Source organism: Achromobacter sp. ACM04 (assembly GCF_014851465.1).
In the GTDB taxonomy this organism is placed as follows: Bacteria; Pseudomonadota; Gammaproteobacteria; order Burkholderiales; family Burkholderiaceae_B; genus Achromobacter; species Achromobacter aegrifaciens.
Genome location: NZ_JACUZS010000003.1, coordinates 1,141,171 through 1,162,119 on the forward strand (window position 1 = coordinate 1,141,171; position 20,949 = coordinate 1,162,119).

A 20,949-nucleotide genomic window follows, 5' to 3' on the forward strand; every position below is an offset into this window, starting at 1 on the left:
TTCAGTTTCTTGTCTGCACAGGCGCCCTGCCGATACGCGCTGGGCCGCCTGACTCGGGATTCGCGGCGCTCCGGGTTTCTATGCGAAGGTTGCAGGTCATTCCGACGCGCAGCTTCCCTCGCTGCTCCTCGCTCAATGCCGGCAGATCGACGCTCACGTCGAACAGGGCGCTGCGGACGCCGTTGCCGCTTTGGATGGCCTGTGCCGAGATACTGGCAAGGTGTCCTAGGAGGGGGGCGATCTCCTGTGAATCGATCCACATTTCCACAGGCATGCCTGTGGCGAGGCTGACGACGTCCGCTTCGTCGACCCGGGCCGACACGCGCAGCTTGCCGGTAAGCGCGACGTTGAACAGTAGCTGACCCTTCGTGATCCGGCTTCCCGCATCAAGTGTCGCCGGTGCCTGTCCAGAGGATGCTGGCGCCTTCGACAGAATGCCGGAACGCGGCGCGGCGATGCGTGCCAGCAGCGCGCTCCTGGCCAAGTCCTCGTGCTTCGCCCTGGCCTGCTCATACTCGATTTTGGCGATTTCCATGCTGCTCTTGTCGGCTTTTTCCTGGGTGGCCTTCAGGTCATCCGCTGCCGCCGCCAACTGGGCCTTGAAACCGGTGAGCTGTTCCGCCACGATGTCGTACTCGTTCCGGGCGAGAATGCCCTTCTTGACCAGCCCGTCGGTTTCCCGCACTTTGCGCTCAGTTTGTTCGACCTGCTGGCGGGCCAGCACGAATGTGCGTCTCGCCCGCGAGACTTCGGCGCCACTGTCCCAGCGCTCAAGTTCCTGCATGGTCTTGGCGGCCTTGAGCATCGCCACCCTGACTTCCTGGACGCGTTGGTTCAAGTCCGTTGGGTCCAGTATCAGCAGCAACTGATCTTGCTTGACTTCCGTGTCGAACGAGAAGTGCCTTTCTTTGATGACGCCATCGAAAGGGGCCGAAACGCCGAGCGTTTCGTTGGCCTCGATGGTGCCGATGACGGAAATGTAGGCCGGGGTGGTGGGTGCCATGATTGGCGTCATCGAAGCCGATGCGGCTGCACTCGCTCCAGATGAGGCCGTCGGCGGAGCCGCGTCGGGGCCAAACGTTTTTCCAAGCAGCACAGCGACCAAGAGGGCCGCCGAGCTACCGGCGGCCAGCGTGGGAATTTTGGTGTGCCCCGCGCGCCGCGCTGCGGCTGCTGGTGCGACCGAGGGGAGCGGGGTATCGAGCAGAATCAACCAACGGCCATCAGCTTCGGCGCCGGGAAGCCGTTCGCAGTGCACGAACAGCCGTGTGGCGTGATGGTGTCTTTCTCGAGCACTGCCGCCGCGCGGCGGTGTGCCGAACCGTGAGATCAACGTGCTCGCGGACGTTGCGTCAGCGATATCGAGCAATGTCGCGATGGCCGGCTGGCCGATGAGCGATACACTCGGTAGCCGCAGAAGCACCTCCGCCTCGATGTTGAGTGATTCGATGATGCCGACGGCGCTCACGACCACGAGGCCGACCTGCCGGGCTGACGGCATGGACTCTTCAGTTCTCATAGCCATTGGTCTGGATGATGGGGATGCTCCAGACGTCGAGGGTCTTGCCCATGCGTTCGTCCAGTTCAGTGAGCGTGTTCAGGTACGTGATCTGCGCATTGAGGCGGGCGTTCTCGGCATTGCGCAGGTCGTTCTCGAAGGACAGCACCTGGAAGTTCGACGATTGGCCGGCCTGTAGCTTTTCCTTCTCCGCCTCAAGCTTCTGCCGGGACAAGTCGCGGGCCTTGATCGAGAGTTCCAGTTGGCGCCATCGGGTTTGGACATTGCGCGTGGCATCGCGGATTCGGTGCTCCACCGTTTGACGCGTTTCAAGCAACTTGAGTTCTTGGGTGTGCAGATCTACGGAGGCGCGCACCTCGGGTTGCTTGATGGAGCGGTCCCCGAAGGGGATGGTGAGCTGCAGGCCCGCGTAGCTGCCGCCGGTCCGGGCGCCGGACGCCTGAATGTCCATGGCTCCCGGCGACGCGCCGCCGCTCCGGGCCTGGGTTCTGGTGGCCACCAGCGACAAATCCCATAGCTGCTGGTTCTTGGCATAGTCCAGACTGATCTTGGCCCGTTCGACCAGGATTTTCATGGAGAGGTAGTCGGGCTGAAGCGTGAGCGCCGTTTCCAGGGCGCGCGTCGGGTCGGTAGGACGCCAGTCCACGCTGGTTGGAGCGGTCGCGTATAGAGGTGTGCGCGGCTCCAGAGCAAGCAACGCTACAAGGGCCAGTCGGGCCGCGTCGATCTGGTTCTCCGCTTCTTCCAGCGCCACTTCCCGATTCGCGACTTCGGCCTGCGTTTGCAGAATCTCCACCTTGGCCATGCGTCCTGCCGCAATCAGCGAGCGGTTGACCTCGTACAGATCTTTGTTGCGTGCCAGGGCTGCCTCGGCGATCACCTTCTGTTCCTGGGCGCGCAGGAGCTCGCGGTAGGCGTAGATCACCTGCGCGACGGTTTGGGATAGCGTTGCCTTGAGTGCTAGCCGGCTGATTTCATCATCGAGGCGCGCGATGCGGACTGAGGCCGTGTTCGCATCGATGCCTGCATTTTTCAGCAGGGGCTGGCTCAGCGTGACCGATGTAGACGAAGATTTGCCTGAGGTGCTCCTGCCCTGGACATTGGCGATAGATACGGTCGCCCCGGTCGGCAAGGTGACCGACGCGTTGGTGTTCAGGTCTTTCGCGTTGCTGGAGGTACCGTTGACTTTGCTCGTCAACGCGGACGTTGTGAGCAGCAGTTTCGGGTAGAACTTCCCTTCGCTGACGTAGAGATCGAATTTCTGGCTGATGCGCTGGACGTAGGCGCTTTTCACCAACCTGTTGTTCCTCACCGCCAGCGCGATGGCTTCTTCCAGGGGAAACGCGAACGCACTTTGCTGCTGTTTGGCTTGGTACTCGGAATAGAGAACATCGGCACCGAACACGGCGTCGCACGTCAAAAGAAACAATCCGGTCAGCGCGGCCGGGAGGTAGCGCTGAGGGTTATGTGTCTTGCGCTGAGAATGCGTGTGCGTGGCATGAAAGAAGTCAGAAAAGTCCCATTTTTCGCTCGCTTTTTGGACGTAAGGCTCGCAATCCTTCAATCTAGTATCAGGCGACAAGTTAGGACGCAGTTCTATCAACGTAGCTTTCCGGGGCGTAGGTGCCAAGAACATTGAGCAAAAATGCTTCAAGGGGCGGCACTTCCTATATTGATTGGGGATGCAAGTGAATATTCAGTCTGGCTATAGCGTTCTTTCGTTCCAAGGCGCAGATCGAGTGGGCTTTTCGAGACCGAGTTCGACTACGGCGAAATCGACGTCGATGGACGTGGCGGGTTTAGGGGGATTCGATTCTTCGTACACACAAGTGAGCATTTCCGATGTGGCGCGCAAGCGCTCGAACCAGGCGGGGACCGCGACGCAGGGCCGCACCGCGATTCAGGAAAAGTGGTTGAATTCCGCAGCTTCCGACCCGCAATACGCTGAACAGTTCGCGTCTGACATGGTGAACATACCCAGCACGATCTGGTACGACATTCGCGACCAGCTTGCACCGGGAAGGGGAGGGGAACCGTTGAATAAGCTCTCTTCCGGGCGCATCATCGACGAAGCCTTCAAGGAAAGGTTTTCCAAGGAGGCCGCCGTGATTGACGCGCAGCGCAAGGCGATATACGACTCCGAGAAGGCAAAGGGTACTCCTGCAGATCAGATTCTTGCCAAGCTCTTTGACCATACGAACTCGCAATCCGAAGACTACCTTGAGGCCAGTGGCTGGCTCGCACCGGCGGGCTGAAAGGCCGCGTAGTTGCAGATTCATCATTCACGGCGAGCCGGGGTGAGACCCATTGCCCGCTCGCCGAATGCCGGATCAGTCGTCGTAGTTCACCGACACGTTGGCGGTGCCATCACCCACCAGGGGCGACATCGTGCCATTGCCAGCGACGCGTGCTTGGAAGCGGACAGGCGTGTTGGCCTTGACACCTTTGCCTTTGAAACTGACCGAGCCCGAGCCCCTGGAGGTCACGTCGGTGCAGTTGGTGCCGCTGTTGTCGCACAGCAGCACTTGGAAGCCTGCCGGGCGCGGAAAGCGATAGCCGTAGCTGTAGTACACCGTGGTGATGGTTGCAGTGCTCGGGGGACTCCCGAGCACGGGCGGTGCCACGGTGTACCAGTGATTCTTGCTGTAGATGGTCGGCATGACCGCGGAACTCGAGTAGGCGCCCTCAGCCATGGCGTTCTGGGCGAACGCCGCGAGTGTCAGGGAGGCGACAGCTAGCACAGCACGTTTCTTGAATGTCATAAGACGACTCCAGTGCGTGATATTGAGTTGATGGAACAGGTGCGAGCAGATCTGGACGAATCCCTCGCGTAATCCGACCATGTCAATTCGTGAATTCCTCCTCGTGCGAAAAATGACATGGCGAACGCAGGCTATCTGATAGGCATCAGCTGCACATCTCTACAAAAGACTAGGTGCATGAATGGCGATGTCGTGCGTCAGAGCCCAGATAGAGCCGTTTCGCTTACAGGCCTAATGGCGTGACAATCCGTCAGCAACGAAACGTGCGACAGCTACACGTGCTGCGGGGGGCTGCAATCCGCAGATGATCTTCCGAGATCCGTACGCGAGCTTGAATCCGCCCTGGTGCGTGGACAACATTGTGGTCCGAGGCGATCACGACGCAGGGTCTGAGGGGGGGCAGCGGCCGAGACGCGGCGCGGGGTCAACGAGTTGCTTCCGCCGGATGGGTGGCGCGCGCGAACGGATCTCGATGCGTGAACGGCTGCTCGCCGCGCGCCACCCATCACCGCCCACACCCCAGATGCAGGTGCCATTAGCAAACGGTTCCCCGCATTCGCGCAAGCGCAGACAGCCACGACGCCCATCAACACGTATGCTGCTTGCGGCCGCCCGCGCGGCCGCAAGCAGCGGGCAACGCAAGAATCGCCACTAACCACGGGTCTAGCAGCGCGACAGGCCAAGAAATCGGTAGCTCGCCGGCGCGGGCGCCTTGGCGGCGAGCAACCTCGATGCGCCCGAGGGAATCTGAAGGGAGGGCCGCAGGCCCGGACGAAGATGACGAAGGGGCAGTCCGGAGCGAAGGCTCCGGACCGCAATCGTGGGCGCTCGCCGCCAAGGCGCCCGCGCCGGCGAGCGGCCTACGAAGAAGCCCTGACGCCCGCCACTACAACAGAACCTGCAAACAGACCTACTTAGCGTAGACCAGGTCCCGCAAACCCAGCGACAACCCCGGCCAATAAGTAATGACCATCAGGCAAACAATCACCACCCCCACAAACGGAATCAACGGCTTGATCAACCTCTCCAACGGCAACTTGGCCACCGCGCAAGCCGCGAAAAGATTCACGCCGAACGGCGGCGTAATCATCCCCAGCGCCAGGTTCACCACCATGATGATCCCGAAGTGCACCGGCTCCACGCCGAATTTCAGCGCCACCGGCAGCAGCAAGGGCGCCAGCACCACGATGGATGCCGAGGTTTCGATGAACATGCCGATCACGAACAGCGCCGCGTTCACGCCCATCAGGAAGGTGAACTTGGTGTCGAAGATCTGCGCCAGCCACACGCCCAGCGCGTCCGGGATGCCCGCGCGGTTGAGCAGGAAGCTGAAGATGCCGGCATTGGCGATCACGAACATGATCACCGCCGTCGACACCACCGACTTGTGCAGCGTGGCGGACAGCTGCTTGAAGCTCAGGCGGCGGTAGATGAACTTGCCCACCACCACGGCGTACATCACTGCCACGACCGAGGCTTCGGTTGGCGTGAAGATGCCGCCGTAGATGCCGCCCAGGATGATGACCGGCATCATCAGCGCCAGCCAGGCGTTCTTGAACGCAGGCCACAGCGGCAGGCGGCCTTCGCCGTCGCGCTTGCCCAGGTTGTTGCGCTTGGCGTAGAGCCAGACGTAGAGCATCAGCGCCACGCCGATCAGGATGCCGGGCATGACGCCGGCGATGAACAGTTCGCCGGTCGAGGTGTCGGTGGACACCGCGAACAGGATCATCGGGATGGACGGCGGGATGATCACGCCCAGTTCCGCCGCGCTGGCCTGCAATGACGCCGCGAAGGGCGCGGGGTAGCCGTGCCGGATCATGGCGGGAATCAGGATCGCGCCCACCGCGAAGGTGGTGGCCACGCTGGAGCCGGCCACGGCGGCGAAGATCATGCAGGTCAGCACGCAGGTGCAGGCCAGGCCGCCCTGGATGCCGCCCACCACGCTCTTGGCGAACTCCACCATGCGTTCGGAGATGCCGCCGGCTTCCATCAGGTTGCCGGCCAGGATGAAGAAGGGGATGGCGACCAGCGGGTACTTGTCCAGCGCGGCGAAGAGTTGCTGGGCCACCACCACCCAGGGTAGGCCGGCGGCGCCGACTCCCGCCAGGCTGGCCAGGCCGATCGACACGGCGACCGGCACGGACAGCCCGAAGAAAATCAGCATCGAGACAATCATTAATTGGGACATGGCGATATCTGCTGCTTATGTTCTGTGGGGGGCGGCTCAGCCTTGCGCGTCGTTGCGCACAGGCACGTCGTCTTCTTCGCCGGCGCACCAGCGGGCCAGCACGGCGATGGCGGCCAGGGTGGCGCCCACGGGGATGGCCAGATAGATCCAGGAAATCGAAATGTCCAGGCTCGGCACGGTCTGGAAGCGCACGCGGTAGGTCATGTTGCCGCCAATCCAGGCCAGAAAGCCGAGGAATCCGGCGCAGATCAGGCCGATCACGGCTTCGAGCACGCGGCGGCGCGTGCCGCCCAGCAGGTTGCGCAGCAGTTCCACGCTGATCATGGCGCCGTGGCGAAAGGCCAGGGCCACGCCCAGCAGCACGGTCCAGATCAGGAGGGCGCGGGTCAGCACCTCGCTCCAGTCGGCCGGGGAGTGCAGCACGAAGCGCGCGATGACTTGGTAGAAGGCGGCGGCCGCGGCGGCCACCAGCAGCAGTTGGGCAAGGACCGAGACCAGTTTGAACAGGCCGCGGTCGAAGGCGCAGAGCAAACGCATGATGAATCCCGTTGGCGTTGTACGCAAAGGATGGGAACAAAAGCGGCGGGACCGGGATCCCGCCGCCAAGGGGATGCGCCCCGGATCGGGGCGACCCCTGCTTACTTGGTGTCGCGGATCGCGTCGATCAGCTTCTTGTCGAACTTCTTGTAGTACTCGGGGTAGGCAGGCTCGACGGCGGCGGCGAAGGCGGCGCGGTCCACTTCGGTCACCTGCATGCCTTCCTTCTTCAGTTGTTCGACGCCCGTCTTCTCGATGTTGTCCACGTAGGCGCGCATGGCCTGGGCGGATTCCTTGCCAGCCTTGTCGAAGTTGGCCTTGTCCGCGGCCGACAGGCCCTCGTACACGTTGGCCGACATCAGCACCAGGGCCGGGCCGTAGACGTGGCCGGTCAAGGACAGGTATTTCTGCATCTGCGACAGCTTGGCCGAGGTGATCACCGACAGCGGGTTCTCCTGGCCGTCGATGGTGCCTTGCTGCAGGGCGGTGGCGACTTCAGGCCAGGCCATGGGGGTCGGCAGGATGCCGATCTGGCGGAAGGCCGTGATGTGGATCGGGTTTTCCGTGGTCCGGATCTTCAGGCCCTTGGCGTCGGCCGGCGTCTTGACCGGGCGGACGTTGTTGGTCAGGTGGCGGAAGCCCTGTTCGCCCCAGGCCAGGGCGATGATGCCGCGGCTGGGGAACTTTGCCAGCATATCTTGTCCGATCTTGCTGTCGAGCACGTTGCGGGCGTGCGGCAGGTCGCGCAGCAGGAAGGGGATGTCGAACACGCCGGTTTCGGGAACAAAGTTCAGCGTGGCGCCGGTGGACACGATGGCCAGGTCGATGGTGCCGATCTGCAGGCCTTCGATCACTTCGCGTTCGCCGCCCAGCGCGCTGTTGGCGAATTGCTGTACCTTGTACTTCCCGCCCGTGGAGGCTTCGATGGACTTGGCCAGCGCGTCGGCGCCGGCGCCATAGTGCGAGGACGTGGACAGCGCGTAGGCCATCTTCAGGGTGTTCTGCGCCACGGCGGGCAGGGCGGTTGCGGCCGTGCAGGCGGCCAGTATCGTGGCGGCAAGCCAGGATTTACGCATCGTCTTCTCCAGGTTTTGAGTATCTTTATGGGTGGCTTAGCCTCCCGCCCCGGGATGATATCGGGATTCGGCCCCGATCTAGGCCGTTGGTTAACATTGTGGAATGATGGATTTCCCTGATACGTCACGGGCCAGGCGCCCAGGTTTTTGGTCCACCTTGCGCCAGGGCGCCAGGATGATGATGCGCGACGCCCGCGCCGGGGAACTGCGGCTGCTGGTGCTGGCGCTGGTCGTGGCGGTTGCCGCGGTGACCAGCGTCGGCTTCCTGGCGGACCGGGTCGGCCGGGCGCTGGAGCGCGACGCCGGGCAGATGCTGGGCGCCGACCTGGTGCTGGACGCCGACGAGCCGGTGCCAGCGGTCTTCATGGATCAGGCCCGCGAACGCGGTTTGGCCGTCTCCAGTACCTGGCAGTTTCCTTCCATGGTCGGAGCCGGAGACGGCGCCCAACTGGCTGCGCTGAAGGCGGTGGAGCCGGGCTATCCGCTGCGCGGCGCCCTGCGCGTGGCGGGCGCACCGTTCGAACCCGATGCCCCGACTCGCGATATTCCGCCTGAAGGGGCGGTCTGGGTGGACGCCCAATTGCTGTCCCTGCTGAACCTGAAGGTGGGCGACACGCTGAACGTGGGTGACGCCCACCTGCGGGTGGACCGCGTCATTACCTATGAGCCGGACCGCGGCATGCAATTCGTCAACGTGGCGCCGCGGGTGCTGCTGCGCGCCAGCGATCTGCCCGCCACCGGCCTGATCGCGCCGGGCAGCCGCATCGGCTACGCCATGCTGGTTGCGGGCCAGCCCGACGCCGTGGCGGGCTACTCGACGTGGCTCAAGCAGAATCTGAAGCGCGGCCAGAAGGTTGCCACCCTGGAGTCCGGCCGGCCCGAAGTGCGCCGCACGCTGGACCGGGCGCAGCGCTTCCTGTCGCTGGTCGCGCTGCTGGCGGTGCTGATATCGGCCGTGGCCGTGGCCCTGGCCGCCGGCCGCTACATGACGCGCCACCGCGACGGCATCGCGGTCATGCGCTGCCTGGGGGCGGTGCAGTCGCAAGTGTCGCGCATGCTGACGCTGGAGTTCACCCTGGTCGGCCTGTTCTCGTCGGCCGCGGGCTGCCTGCTGGGTTATGCGGTGCATCAGGTGCTGGTCATGCTGCTGGGTTCGCTGATCGATACCAGCTTGCCTGCGCCCTCGGCCATCCCGGCCTTGCAGGGGCTGTTGACCGGCCTTTTGCTGTTGCTGGGTTTTGCCTTGCCGGCGCTGGCCCAGCTGCGCCACGTGCCGCCGGCCCGGGTGCTGCGCCGCGACGCCGACGCGCTCAGCGCGCGTAGCGCCCTGGGCTATGTCCTGGGGGCCGCGGGCTTCGCACTGCTGATCTGGTGGTTTGCCGGCGACGCCAAGCTGGGCGGCGTGGTGGCGGGCGGCTTCTTGGGAGCCTTCGCCGTGTTCGCGCTGGTGGCCTGGCTCTGCATCCTGGGCCTGGCACGCGTGCGCCGGCTGGCCGCCGGCCTGCCGGCGCTGCGTTTCGCGCTGGCTGGCGTAGTGCGCCGGCGCGCCGCCACCATCACCCAGGTGTGCGCTTTGGCGGTGGGCCTGATGGCGCTGTTGTTGCTGACCATGACGCGCACCGACCTGATCCAGGGCTGGCAGCGGACCTTGCCGCCGGACGCACCCAACCGTTTCCTCATCAATGTGCAGCCGGACCAGCGCCAGGCCGTGACCGACGCGCTCACCCGCGAAGGCCTGGGCCGCATCACGCTGGCGCCGATGGTGCGCGGGCGGCTGATCGCCATCAACGGCAAGCCCGTGGGGCCGGACGACTACGAGGAACCCCGCGCCAAGCGGCTGGTGGACCGGGAGTTCAACCTGTCCTATGGCGACGAATTGCCGTCTTCCAACCGTATCGAGCAGGGCCGCTGGCTGCAGCCGGGCGCGTCCGAGGTGTCGCTGGAGTCAGGCCTGGCCAAGAGCCTGGGCCTGGCGCTGGGCGACAAGATGACCTTCGATGTGGCGGGGCAGCAGGTCGAGGCGGCAGTCACCAGCACCCGACGGGTCGATTGGGATACGATGCGCGTCAATTTTTTCGCCATCCTGACGCCCGCCGCGTTGGCCGACATGCCCCAGAGCTGGATCACGTCCTTCTACCTGCCGCCCGAAAAGGCCTCGGTCCTGCCCGCGCTGGTGCGCGAGTTCCCGAACCTGACGGTGTTCGACGTAGGCGCCATCCTGCAACAGCTGCAATCAGTACTGAACGAAGTGGGGAAGGCCGTTCAACTGTTGTTCCTGTTCACGCTGGCCGCCGGCGTGCTGGTGCTGTCCGCGGCGCTGACGGCCACGCGCGACGAGCGCATGCGCGAAGCCGCCGTGCTGCGCGCGCTGGGCGCCACCCGTAGCCAGCTGGCGCGCTCCCAGCGCATCGAGCTGTGGGCCGTGGGTGGCCTGGCTGGTCTGCTGGCAGCGGCCGGCGCCACCGCGATCGCTTGGGCTTTGTCAACGCAGGTCTTTGATTTCACTATTACTCTTAGCCTTTGGCCGTGGCTGGCGGGCATCGCCGCGGGCATGTTGGGCGCCTGGGCCGGCGGCGCCCTGGCCCTGCGCGGCGTGTTGCGCACGCCGCCCCTGGTCACCCTACGAGAAACCTGATGCCGACGCGCGTCCATACGATTACCGAACCCGTGGAAAACTCCAGCAGCATTTTTGACCTACTTGGCGGCGAGCCGGGCGTGCGCGCCCTGGTGGACCGCTTCTATGACCTGATGGACATGGAGCCCGACCTGAAGGAGCTGCGGGCGGCCCATGGTCCCAGCCTGGACCAGGCGCGCGACAAGCTGTTCTGGTTTCTTTGCGGTTACTTTGGCGGCCCGGACCACTATATAGAACGCTTCGGCCATCCCCGGCTGCGCGCCCGCCACCTGCCGTTCTCGATCGGTGAGGTCGAGCGCGACCAGTGGGTGACCTGCATTGGCCGGGCCATGGAAGACCAGGGGATCGAACCGGCCCTGGTCGAACGCCTGCTGCAGTCCTTCTACGGCGTAGCCGACTGGATGCGCAATCGTGAAGGCTGAAGGCGATTCCCGATCCGGTGAACGGCGCCAGGCCTGGTCCGGCCCCCTGGGCGGAGCCATGCTGAGCGATCCCTCGCGCCTGACCGAAGCCGGCCCGGACCTGTTCAACCCGGCGCACTATGGCGACCGGGCGCGGCCGGTGGATGCCGGCGGACGCCAGGCCGCCTGGTTCGTGCAGGGGGCGGGCTGGCAGGGCGTGCTGCGCCGCTACCGCCGCGGCGGGATGGTCGCGCGCATCAGCCGCGACGCCTATCTCTGGAACGGCGAGGCCCGCACCCGCAGCTTTCGCGAATACCGCCTGCTGGCCGCCATGCGCGCCCAGGGCCTGGCGGTGCCTGCGCCGCTGGCCGCCGCCTATTGGCGGCAAGGCCCGATCTACCGCGCCGCCATCGTGGTCGAGCGCATTCCCGGCGTGCGGCCGCTGGCCCACGTGCTGGCCGAGCCGGTCTGGCAGGCGGCGGCCGAGGCCATCGTGCGCATGCACCGGGCGGGCGTCTGGCATGCCGACCTCAATGCCTTCAACATCCTGGTGGGCAGCGACGGTCGCATTTGGCTGATCGATTTCGACCGCGGCACGCAAGGTTCCCTGTCCGACCGCCAGCGCGAGGCCAACCTGGAGCGCCTGCGCCGTTCGCTGCGCAAGGTCGCCGGGGAAGAGGGCGAGCGCTTCTGGCTGCGCCTGCGCGACAGCTACTGGACGGCCTGGGGCGTGGGGATCCAGCCCTGATCCCGGCGGGGGCGGCCAAATGCCGCCATCTGGCCCAAATCGCGCCAATCGCCCGGCAAAGTTGGGCAGGTCCTCGCTAAAAAGCTTTATCATTTCGCCTTTTGGTACTCCTGTCACATACGGCATAACGCAAGGGGGCTGGTGATGAAACTACGGGCGGGTATGCGCTTGGCGCTTGGGGCGATGCTGGTCATGGCGGCCTCGTCGGCGGCGGTGGCGCAGAACAAGGTCGTCAACGTCTACAACTGGGCCGAATACACGGCTCCGGACACAATTCCCGGTTTTGAAAAGGAAACCGGCATCAAGGTCCGCTATGACGTCTACGACAGCAACGACACCCTGCAGGCCAAGTTGTTGGCCGGCAAGTCGGGTTATGACGTCGTTGTCCCGTCCACGCATTACGCCTCGCGCCAGATCGAAGCCGGCCTGTTCCAGAAGCTGGACAAGTCCAAGATCCCGAACTGGAAGTATCTGGATCCCGAAATCATGGCGCTGGTCGCCACCGTCGATCCCGGCAACGAATACGCCATTCCCTGGGGCTACGGCACCAATGGCCTGGGCTACAACGTCACCAAGGTCAAGCAGATCATGGGCGACGGCGTGGACCTGGCCAACTGGGACATGATCTTCAAGCCCGAGAACGCCGCCAAGCTGAAAGAGTGCGGCATCTCCATGCTGGACGAAGCCGCCCAGGTGTTCCCGGCCGTGCTGAAGTACCTGGGCAAGGATCCCAACAGCACCAACGCCGACGACTACAAGGCCGCGCTGGACGTGTTGATGAAGATCCGTCCGTACATCCGCCAGTTCAGCTCGTCGGGCTATATCGACGAGCTCGCCGTGGGAGACCTGTGCATGGTCTACGGCTTTTCCGGCGACGTGATGATCGCTCGCAAGCGCGCCCAGGACGCCAAGAAGTCCTATGAAGTGAACTACTTCATTCCGAAGGGCGGCGCGCCCGCGTGGTTCGACCTGATGGTCATCCCCAAGGATGCTCCGCATCCCGAAGAGGCGCTGGCCTTCATCAACTACATCGAAACGCCCAAGGTGCACGCGGCCATCACCAACACCATGTTCTATCCCAACGCCAACAAAGAGGCGCGGCAGTTCGTGGTCAAGGACGTGGCCGACAACCCCATGATCTACCCGCCGGCGGACGTCTCCAAGACCCTGTATGTGATCAAGGCGCTGCCCTTGAACATCCAACGCCTGCAAAACCGGATGTGGTCCGAGCTGAAGTCTGGAAGATAAGTCATCATGAGCGATAGCCGTTACTCGGCGCAGCATTCGGCCGATCCGGACGAGTTCGTCCGGATTTCCGATGTCGTAAAGATCTTCGGCGATGTGGTCGCCGTCCGTTCCGTCAATCTCTCGGTCAAGCGCAACGAGATCTTCGCCCTGCTCGGCAGTTCGGGCAGCGGCAAGTCCACCTTGCTGCGCATGCTGGCGGGCTTCGAGGAAGCCACCTCGGGCCAGATATTCCTGGACGGCGAAGACATCACGCACGTGCCGCCGTACCGCCGGCCCGTGAACATGATGTTCCAGTCCTACGCGCTGTTCCCGCACATGACGGTCGAGGCCAACGTGGCCTTCGGCCTGAAGCAGGAAGGCGTGGACCGGGCCGAGATCCATGACCGCGTGTTCGAAGCCCTGGACCTGGTCCAGATGGCCGGTTATTCGCGCCGCAAGCCCAACCAGCTGTCGGGCGGCCAGCAGCAGCGCGTGGCCCTGGCGCGCAGCCTGGTCAAGCGGCCCAAGCTGCTGCTGCTGGACGAGCCCATGTCCGCCTTGGACAAGCAGATCCGCCAGAAGACCCAGATCGAACTCGTGAAGATCCTGGAGCAGGTCGGCGTGACCTGCATCATGGTCACGCACGACCAGGAAGAAGCCATGACCATGGCCCACCGCCTGGCCGTCATGACCGAAGGCCAGATCGTCCAATGCGGCACGCCGCAGGACGTCTACGCCTTTCCGAATTCCCGCTTCGTTGCCAGCTTCATCGGGTCGACCAACATGTTCACCGGCACCATCGTGGTCGATGAACCGGACCACGTCGCCATCGAGTGCGGCGAGCTGACCCGTCCGCTCTTCGTCAACCACGGCGTGAGCGAGCCGCTGGGCATGGAAGTGCACGTCTCCATCCGCCCTGAACGCCTGGTGGTGTCGCGCGAGCAGCCCGAAGCCGAATACAACTGGGCCCATGGCATGGTCAGCCACATGGCCTGGATGGGCAGCTACGCGCTCTATCAGATCCGCCTGGATTCCGGCAAGACGGTCGAGGCCAGCGTGCCCAGCCAGTTGCTGGCCCAGATGGACGCGCCCGGCATCGATGAAGAGATCTTCGTCAGCTGGGACGCCGACAGCGCCACGGTGCTGGCGTCATGATCCGCTTTTCGCCCCGCGACTGGTTGCCGTCGGGCCGGGCGCTGGCGGTGGTGCCGCCGTTCGCCTGGCTGGTGCTGTTCCTGCTGGTGCCGTTCCTGCTGGTCCTGAAGATCAGTTTCGCCGAACTGAAGTTCGGCATTCCGCCCTATACGTCCCTGGCGGAATTCAAGGACGAGGCGGTGCAGTTCAGCCTGCACCTGCGCGGCTACATCCTGCTGTTCACGGACAGCCTGTACTTCGCCACGTATCTGAATTCGGTGAAGATCGCCGCCATCACCACGCTCTTCTGCGTGCTGATCGGCTATCCCATCGCCTATTACATCGCGCGTTCGTCGCCGGCGGTGCGCAACCTGCTGCTTTTGGGTGTGATCCTGCCGTTCTGGACTTCGCTGCTCCTGCGCGTGTACGCCTGGGTCGGCATCCTGCGCAACGACGGGCTGCTCAACAACCTGCTGCAGGGCCTGGGCATCATTTCCAGTCCGCTGGAAATCTACCGCACCGACATCGCCGTCTACATCGGCATGGTTTACGCCTACCTGCCATTCTTCATCCTGCCGCTGTACGCCACGCTGGTGAAGATGGACCTGCGCCTGCTGGAAGCCGCCTACGATCTGGGCGCCAAGCCCTGGCAGGCGTTTTGGCAGATCACGGTGCCGCTGTCGCGCCAGGGCGTGATTGCCGGCGCCATGCTGGTGTTCATCCCGGCGGTGGGCGAGTACGTGATCCCCGAAATGCTGGGCGGCGCCAACACGCTCATGATGGGCCGCGTGATGTGGAATGAGTTCTTCAACAACGCCGACTGGCCCATGGCTTCGGCCGTGACCTGCGTGATGGTGCTGTTGCTGCTGGTGCCGCTGGTGTACTTCCAATACAACCAGGTCAAGCAGCAGGAACAGGCGAACGGAGGCCGCAAATGAACGGGCCCAACAAGACTTTGCGCGCCGTCGTGCTGGGACTGGGGTACTTTTTCCTGTACGTGCCCATCATCAGCCTGATGGTGTTCTCGTTCAACGAGTCGCCCACCGTCACGTCCTGGACCGGTTTCTCGTTCCGCTGGTATCACTCGCTGTTCAACGACGACGCGCTGCTGCGCGCGGCCTGGCTGTCGTTCCGCATTGCCGCCATGACTGCCACCGCCGCCGTCATCATCGGCACCTGGGCCGGCTACGTGCTGGGGCGCATGGGGCGCTTCCGCGGCTTCGCGCTGTACGTGGGCATGCTCAGCGCGCCGCTGGTCATCCCCGAAGTGGTGCTGGGCATCTCGCTACTGCTGATGTTCGTGGAACTGCGCGGCAGCCTGGGCTGGCCCGCCGAAAACGGCATCTTCACGATCTGGGTCGGCCACGTGACCCTGTGCATGGCCTTTGTCGCGGTGGTCATCCAGACCCGCATCCGCGACCTGGACCGTTCGCTGGAAGAAGCCGCGCTGGACCTGGGCGCCACGCCCATGACCGTGTTCTTCAAGATCACGCTGCCGCTGATCGCGCCGGCGCTGGCCTCGGCCTGGCTGCTGTCCTTCACCCTGTCGCTGGACGACGTGGTGCTGGCCTCGTTCCTGTCCGGCCCCAGCTCCAGCACGTTGCCCATGGAAGTTTTCTCGCGCGTGCGCCTGGGCCTGAAACCCGAGATCAACGCGCTGGCGACCCTCTTCATCCTGGCGGTCGGCACTTGCGTGATCCTGGCCAACCGCATGCAATGGCGCAAGGAGTCCGAACCCAAATGAAGCAAACCACCCTGTATGGCCTGACCAAGTGCAGCACCTGCGTCAAGGCGCGCGACTGGCTGACGGCGCATGGCGTCGCCCACGCGTTCGTGGACTACCGCGACAACCCGGTGCCGGCCGCCACGCTGAAAGCCTGGGCGGACCAGGTCGGCGGCTGGGAAAAACTGGTCAACCGCACGTCCATGACCTGGCGCAACCTGCCCGAAGAGCGCAAGACGGCGCACACCGATGCGCAGTGGACCCAGTTGATCGCCGAGTATCCGGCATTGGTGCGCCGCCCGGTCACGGTCACGCCCGATGGCGAGGTGAGCGTTGGCTTCAGCGAAAAGCGCTACGGCGAACGTTTCGCCTGAGGCGCCGGCCCAGGCCGGCCTGGCGCCGGGCGCGCCCGGCCGGGCCTTGCCTGACGCCTTCTTCGACCGCGACGCCGCCCAGCTGGCGCGCGAGCTGCCGGGCAAGGTCATCCGCCACCGCGTGGGCGACCTGTGGCTGTCGGCCCGCATCATCGAGACCGAAGCCTATTACCTGGAAGAGAAGGGCAGCCATGCGTCGCTGGGGTACACCCATAAGCGGCGCGCGCTGTTCATGGACGGCGGTACGGTCTACATGTATTACGCCCGCGGCGGGGATTCGCTGAATTTCAGCGCGGGAGGGCCGGGCAATGCCGTGCTGATCAAATCCGCCTATCCCTGGACGGACGCGCTGTCCGGACCGCAAGCGCTGGCCCGCATGCTGGAGTTGAACCCCGATGCACAGGGGCGGCCGCGACCGGTCTCCGGCCTGTGCGCCGGCCAGACCCTGCTGTGCCGGGCGCTGGGCCTGAAAGTGCCGGACTGGGACGCACGCGGTTTCGACCCGCAGGCGCTGTATGTGGAGGATGTGGGGGAGTCGCCCGAAGCCCTGATCTGCACCACGCGCCTGGGCATTCCGCTGGGCCGGGACGAACACCTGCACTACCGTTTTGTGGACCCTGCTTACGCGGCCTTTTGCACGCGCAATCCCTTGCGCCGCGGACAGCGCGCCGGCCACGACTACGTATGGGTGGACCGCCAGGGCGTGGTGTTGCCAGAGGCGCCGCAGGCGTAACCGACCGGCCCGCGCCCCGGCCGCGTCTGCGCAGGGCGCGTCAGAACCCGCCGGTGGCAATACGTTCGGCCAGGGCCGCGCGCATGCGCACGTACTTGCGGTGGATGCGCCGGCTGTTCAGGCGCTTGCTCCAGGCATAGATCGGGATCAGCGGCAGGCCGCCGAAGCCGTCGATCAGGTACAAGCCCTGCTTGCCGTCGGCATTCAGGCCACAGGCGATGTTGCTGGCGGAGACATCGTGCAGAACCACGTGGGCATCGGCCAGATCCTGGAAGAATTCGTCCAGCTGCGCGCTGAGGGCGTCGTCGAGCTTGCCCTGCCTGGCCAGGTCCGTCACGGTGGGGGCGATGTTGCCGTCGGCGTCGCGGATTTTCTCGACGACCAGGCCCAAGCCCAGCGTGGTTTGGGCCACGCCGAGTATGCGCGCCATGGGCACCTGCCATACGCCCGAGGGGCGGGTGGTGGTGGTGACGTATTCGTAGATTTCGGTCAGGTAGACGCGGTACGCGCTTTCGCGCTGGTATTGCTTATACCAGCGCTTGAACGGGCGGGCCTCCAGATAAATCGCGCGGGCGCGCATGTCCATGACCTTGACGAGCAAGGACGGCATGTTGGGGTGCTGGAAGATGTGCCGGTCATGGCCGGAGGCGACCGGCGTGGCGGCGTTCAGGTCCAGCGGCCCGAAGATGGACTGGAAAGACGCCGCGGGCGTACAGAGAGAAGGATCTGCGGGGTTCAAGGGGAGATCAAGCCTGTTTGGATGCTCCCGAGTTTAATCCTTGAGCTGGAGCATGAGTCCGCCAGATGCCGAATCTCGGCCGGATTTACCGGGGAAGGCGTGGCCGGAGTCCTACAATCCCGGCTTTGGAGACGCATCTTTTGAACGACATACATCTGCTTTGGATCGCCGCGGGCGGCGCCGTTCTGGCCTTTTTGGCGGCCTTGCTGGCATGGCTGCGCCCGCCCGCGCAGGATGCCCGGCTCGACGCGCTGCTGGAAAGCCTGGAACGCACCGAGCGCGCGCTGCGCGCCGACATCGCGGAAGGGCAGCGCGGCCTGCGCAGCGAATTCGCGGACTCCACCCGCGCCTTGAGGGTGGAGCTGTCGCAGTCGCATGGCGATTTGCGCGCCGGGTTGTCGCGTGACGCCCAGGCCGCGCGCGCGGAGTCGGCGGAATCGCTGGCGCGATTTGCGGCGGGTTTCTCCGAGCAGCTGCAGGGCCTCATCCAGATCAACGAGCGGCGCCTGATGGAAGTGCGCGCCACGGTCGACCAGCGGCTGCAATCGTTGCAAACCGACAACAGCGCCAAGCTCGACGAAATGCGCCGCACCGTGGACGAAAAGCTCCACGCCACGCTGGAGCAGCGCCTGGGCGAGTCCTTCAAGCTGGTGTCGGACCGCCTGGAGGCCGTGCACAAGGGCCTGGGCGAAATGCAGGCCCTGGCGGCGGGCGTGGGCGACCTGAAGCGGGTGCTGACCAACGTCAAGTCGCGCGGCACCTGGGGCGAGGTGCAACTGGCCAGGCTGATCGAGGACAACATGACGCCGGACCAATACGCCAGCAACATCAAGCCCGTGCCGGGCAGCGATGCCGTGGTGGAGTTCGCCATCCGCCTGCCGGGGCGCGGCGATGGCGGCGAACCCGTCTGGCTGCCGATCGACGCCAAGTTTCCCAAGGAAGAGTACGAGCGCCTTATGGACGCGCAGGAAGCCGCCGACACCGAAGGCGTGAAGAACGCCGGCGCCGCGCTGGGCCGCGCGGTGGAACTGCAGGCGCGCCTGATCGCCGGCAAGTACGTGGCGCCGCCGCACACCACCGACTTCGCCATCATGTTCCTGCCTACCGAGAGCCTGTACGCGGAGGTGCTGCGCCGCCCGGGGCTGCTCGATAAGCTGCATGACCTGCGCGTCAACGTGGCCGGCCCCAGCAACCTGGCGGCATTGTTGAACAGCCTGCAGATGGGGTTTCGCACGCTGGCGATCGAACAGCGTTCGTCCGAGGTCTGGCAGGTGCTGCGCGCGGTCAAGACGGAGTTCGGCAAGTTCGGCGAATCCCTGGCCAGCGTCAAGAAGACGCTGGACACCGCCAGCAACAAGATCGGCCAGACGGAAGTGCGCACCCGCGCCATGCTCAAGAACCTGAAAGCCGTCGAGGCGCTGCCCGAAGCCGACGCCCGGCTCCTGCTCGGCACTGCGGACGAGGGCTACACCGGGGACGACGACGAAGACCAGGCCGCAGGCCAGAACTGATCCGGCCGCGGCGGCATCGCAGGGGCGTGAGCTTGTTGCCCGCAGCGACTGCCGATATCCTGGCGTCAGCGGCAATCCGCCGTCAGTCACCTGGAGCATTGCAAGCATGAGCACCGCTGAACGCCATGATTCCTCCACCCTGGACGCGACGGCGCTGGGCGCCGATATCGCACAAGGGGTCACCACTGCGCTTGCTGCGATGCAGCAGGCGGTGGACCGGGTGGCGGCCCGCAATCCCTCGATCAACGCCGCCTGCGGCCTGCAGGCGGAAATCGGCCTACGCCTGGCGCAGTCATTGGACGAGGAGCTGGGCGGCCTGTCGCAGGAACAGCGGTTGGCGCAATTGCAGAAACGGCCGTTCCTGGGCGTACCTACCTTGCTCAAGGACCTGGGCACGGCGGCGCTGGGCCTGCCCAGCGCCATGGGTTCGGTGCTGTACGGCCAGGTGGAATGGAACGTCGACGCCGAGATCGTCAAGCGCTACCGCCGCGCGGGCCTGATTCCGTTCGGCCGCACGACCAGCGCCGAATTGGGCCTGAGCCCCACCACCGAATCGCCGGTCTACGGGCCGGCCACCCAGAACCCCTGGAAGGCGGGCCATAGCGCGGGCGGGTCCAGCGGCGGCGCAGGCGCTGCGCTGGCCAGCGGCATGGTGCGCATCGCCCATGGCAGTGACGGCGGCGGGTCGATCCGCATTCCTTCGTCCTGCTGCGGCGTACTGGGCCTGAAGCCTTCGCGCGGCTTGATGCCGCTGGGCCCGCTGAAGGGTGAAGGCTGGGGCGGCCTGGCCACCGAACACATGATGACCCTGTCGGTGCGCGACTGCGCCGCGTCGCTGGACATCAGCGCCGGCGCCGACGTGGGTGCGCCTTACGCCGCGCCGGCACTGCCGGCTGACTCCTACCGCGCCGTGGTGGCGCGCGTCGCTGCTGATCCGCAATCGGCCGCACGGCGCCGCATTGCCTTCGTCAACACGACCTACGAGGGCGAGGCCATCCATCCTGAAGTGGCGGCCGCCGTGGACGAGGCCGCGCAGCTTTTCGCGTCGCTGGGCCATGAACTCGTGCCTGCCGCGCCGCCGGTGGGATCCGAGGAGGTGCTGTCGCCGATGCTGCCGCTGATCGCGAGCGCGGCGGCCAACGCCATTGATGCCTTCGTGGCCGCGCGCGGCCGCCGCCTGGCCGCCGATGAATTACAACCGACAACGCTGGGCGCGCGCGAATACGCCCGCGCCATCTCCGGTGCGCAGTACGTGGCCTGCGTCGACACCTGCCACGAGATCACGCGCCGGGTCGGCCGCTTCCTGGAACGCGACGGCGCGCAAGGCTACGACCTGTTCCTGAGCCCGGTGCTGGCGCAGCCGCCGGCGCCCATCGGCCGCTACGCCATGGACAACGCCGACTACCTGGCCTACCGTTTGGGCAAGAAGGGCGTCATCGGGTATTCGCCGTTTGCGCCCTTGGCCAATCTGACCGGCATGCCCGCCATCTCCATCCCCTTCGGCATGTCGTCCGACGGCCTGCCCATCGGCATCCAGCTGATGGGGCCGCTGGGCAGCGAGGCGCTGCTGTTGGAGCTGGCGGCGCAGGTCGAGGCGCTGCGGCCCTGGGCCCTGGTGGCGCCGATGGCCAGATAGGCCCGA

At 65.2% G+C, this 20,949-nt stretch carries 19 protein-coding genes; 12 read left to right on the top strand and 7 right to left on the bottom strand.

All coding sequences use genetic code 11. The annotated features are described in order from the left end of the window. Position 1: 1 nt before the first annotated feature. On the bottom strand, positions 2-1,519 hold the full coding sequence (locus IB259_RS21635) for an efflux RND transporter periplasmic adaptor subunit (RefSeq protein ID WP_192330079.1): 1,518 nt from the start codon (positions 1,517-1,519) through the stop codon (positions 2-4). Next, on the bottom strand, positions 1,509-3,083 hold the full coding sequence (locus IB259_RS21640) for a TolC family protein (protein WP_192330081.1): 1,575 nt from the start codon (positions 3,081-3,083) through the stop codon (positions 1,509-1,511). The genes IB259_RS21635 and IB259_RS21640 overlap by 11 nt, the downstream gene beginning before the upstream one ends. Before the next feature lie 265 nt (positions 3,084-3,348). Here IB259_RS21640 and IB259_RS21645 point away from each other — a divergent pair, with 265 nt between their 5' ends. Then, positions 3,349-3,774: a hypothetical protein gene (locus tag IB259_RS21645; protein ID WP_192330083.1), complete on the top strand. Its 426-nt coding sequence runs from the start codon at positions 3,349-3,351 to the stop codon at positions 3,772-3,774. A 75-nt stretch (positions 3,775-3,849) separates the two neighbouring features. Here the strand turns inward: IB259_RS21645 and IB259_RS21650 are convergent, their stop codons facing one another. The 4 genes from IB259_RS21650 to IB259_RS21665 all read right to left on the bottom strand — a co-directional run bounded on the left by IB259_RS21650 (position 3,850) and on the right by IB259_RS21665 (position 8,082). After that, positions 3,850-4,281: a flagellar protein FlhE gene (locus tag IB259_RS21650; protein WP_054451152.1), complete on the bottom strand. Its 432-nt coding sequence runs from the start codon at positions 4,279-4,281 to the stop codon at positions 3,850-3,852. A 910-nt stretch (positions 4,282-5,191) separates the two neighbouring features. Further along, complete coding sequence (locus IB259_RS21655; protein WP_054451153.1) at positions 5,192-6,469, bottom strand: TRAP transporter large permease; 1,278 nt, start codon at positions 6,467-6,469, stop codon at positions 5,192-5,194. Positions 6,470-6,505: 36 nt separating this feature from the next. Further along, complete coding sequence (locus IB259_RS21660; protein ID WP_054451154.1) at positions 6,506-7,006, bottom strand: TRAP transporter small permease; 501 nt, start codon at positions 7,004-7,006, stop codon at positions 6,506-6,508. Positions 7,007-7,107: 101 nt separating this feature from the next. After that, complete coding sequence (locus tag IB259_RS21665; RefSeq protein WP_054451155.1) at positions 7,108-8,082, bottom strand: TRAP transporter substrate-binding protein; 975 nt, start codon at positions 8,080-8,082, stop codon at positions 7,108-7,110. Between the two features lie 103 nt (positions 8,083-8,185). On the opposite strand from IB259_RS21665, the gene IB259_RS21670 reads away from it, so the two are divergent. The 9 genes from IB259_RS21670 (at position 8,186) to IB259_RS21710 (ending at position 17,057) form a co-directional block, all read left to right on the top strand. Continuing rightward, a complete protein-coding gene (locus IB259_RS21670) occupies positions 8,186-10,717 on the top strand; it encodes an ABC transporter permease (protein WP_119450501.1) in 2,532 nt (843 codons plus the stop codon). Beyond that, a complete protein-coding gene (locus IB259_RS21675) occupies positions 10,717-11,139 on the top strand; it encodes a group II truncated hemoglobin (RefSeq protein ID WP_054451157.1) in 423 nt (140 codons plus the stop codon). The genes IB259_RS21670 and IB259_RS21675 overlap by 1 nt, the downstream gene beginning before the upstream one ends. Continuing rightward, positions 11,129-11,866: a 3-deoxy-D-manno-octulosonic acid kinase gene (locus tag IB259_RS21680; protein ID WP_370528708.1), complete on the top strand. Its 738-nt coding sequence runs from the start codon at positions 11,129-11,131 to the stop codon at positions 11,864-11,866. The genes IB259_RS21675 and IB259_RS21680 overlap by 11 nt, the downstream gene beginning before the upstream one ends. A 144-nt stretch (positions 11,867-12,010) precedes the next feature. Next, positions 12,011-13,114 (top strand): polyamine ABC transporter substrate-binding protein, encoded by a 1,104-nt coding sequence (locus IB259_RS21685; RefSeq protein WP_119450499.1) that lies wholly within the window; start codon positions 12,011-12,013, stop codon positions 13,112-13,114. A gap of 6 nt (positions 13,115-13,120) precedes the next feature. Then, on the top strand, positions 13,121-14,248 hold the full coding sequence (locus IB259_RS21690; RefSeq protein WP_054451160.1) for an ABC transporter ATP-binding protein: 1,128 nt from the start codon (positions 13,121-13,123) through the stop codon (positions 14,246-14,248). Next, positions 14,245-15,165, top strand: coding sequence for an ABC transporter permease subunit (locus IB259_RS21695; RefSeq protein ID WP_054451161.1), 921 nt, complete (start codon positions 14,245-14,247; stop codon positions 15,163-15,165). Before IB259_RS21690 ends, IB259_RS21695 begins: the two co-directional genes overlap by 4 nt. Further along, the gene (locus tag IB259_RS21700; RefSeq protein ID WP_042792726.1) at positions 15,162-15,971 is read left to right on the top strand and encodes an ABC transporter permease subunit; all 810 of its coding nucleotides are present in this window, start codon (positions 15,162-15,164) and stop codon (positions 15,969-15,971) included. The genes IB259_RS21695 and IB259_RS21700 overlap by 4 nt, the downstream gene beginning before the upstream one ends. Further along, positions 15,968-16,324 (top strand): arsenate reductase, encoded by a 357-nt coding sequence (locus IB259_RS21705; RefSeq protein WP_054451162.1) that lies wholly within the window; start codon positions 15,968-15,970, stop codon positions 16,322-16,324. The genes IB259_RS21700 and IB259_RS21705 overlap by 4 nt, the downstream gene beginning before the upstream one ends. Positions 16,325-16,343: 19 nt before the next feature. Next, positions 16,344-17,057, top strand: a complete 714-nt coding sequence (locus tag IB259_RS21710) for a DNA-3-methyladenine glycosylase (protein ID WP_119450571.1) — start codon at positions 16,344-16,346, stop codon at positions 17,055-17,057. Positions 17,058-17,097: 40 nt separating this feature from the next. Here IB259_RS21710 and IB259_RS21715 read toward each other — a convergent pair whose 3' ends face one another. Then, positions 17,098-17,796: a PhoP regulatory network YrbL family protein gene (locus IB259_RS21715; RefSeq protein ID WP_054451163.1), complete on the bottom strand. Its 699-nt coding sequence runs from the start codon at positions 17,794-17,796 to the stop codon at positions 17,098-17,100. Positions 17,797-17,936: 140 nt separating this feature from the next. Here IB259_RS21715 and rmuC point away from each other — a divergent pair, with 140 nt between their 5' ends. Both rmuC and IB259_RS21725 read left to right on the top strand, forming a co-directional pair. Then, positions 17,937-19,307: a DNA recombination protein RmuC gene (rmuC, locus tag IB259_RS21720; protein WP_156337313.1), complete on the top strand. Its 1,371-nt coding sequence runs from the start codon at positions 17,937-17,939 to the stop codon at positions 19,305-19,307. 106 nt (positions 19,308-19,413) lie between these two features. After that, positions 19,414-20,943 carry an amidase gene (locus IB259_RS21725; RefSeq protein WP_054451165.1) on the top strand — a complete coding sequence of 510 codons (1,530 nt, stop codon included), beginning with the start codon at positions 19,414-19,416 and terminating at the stop codon, positions 20,941-20,943. Positions 20,944-20,949 lie beyond the last annotated feature (6 nt).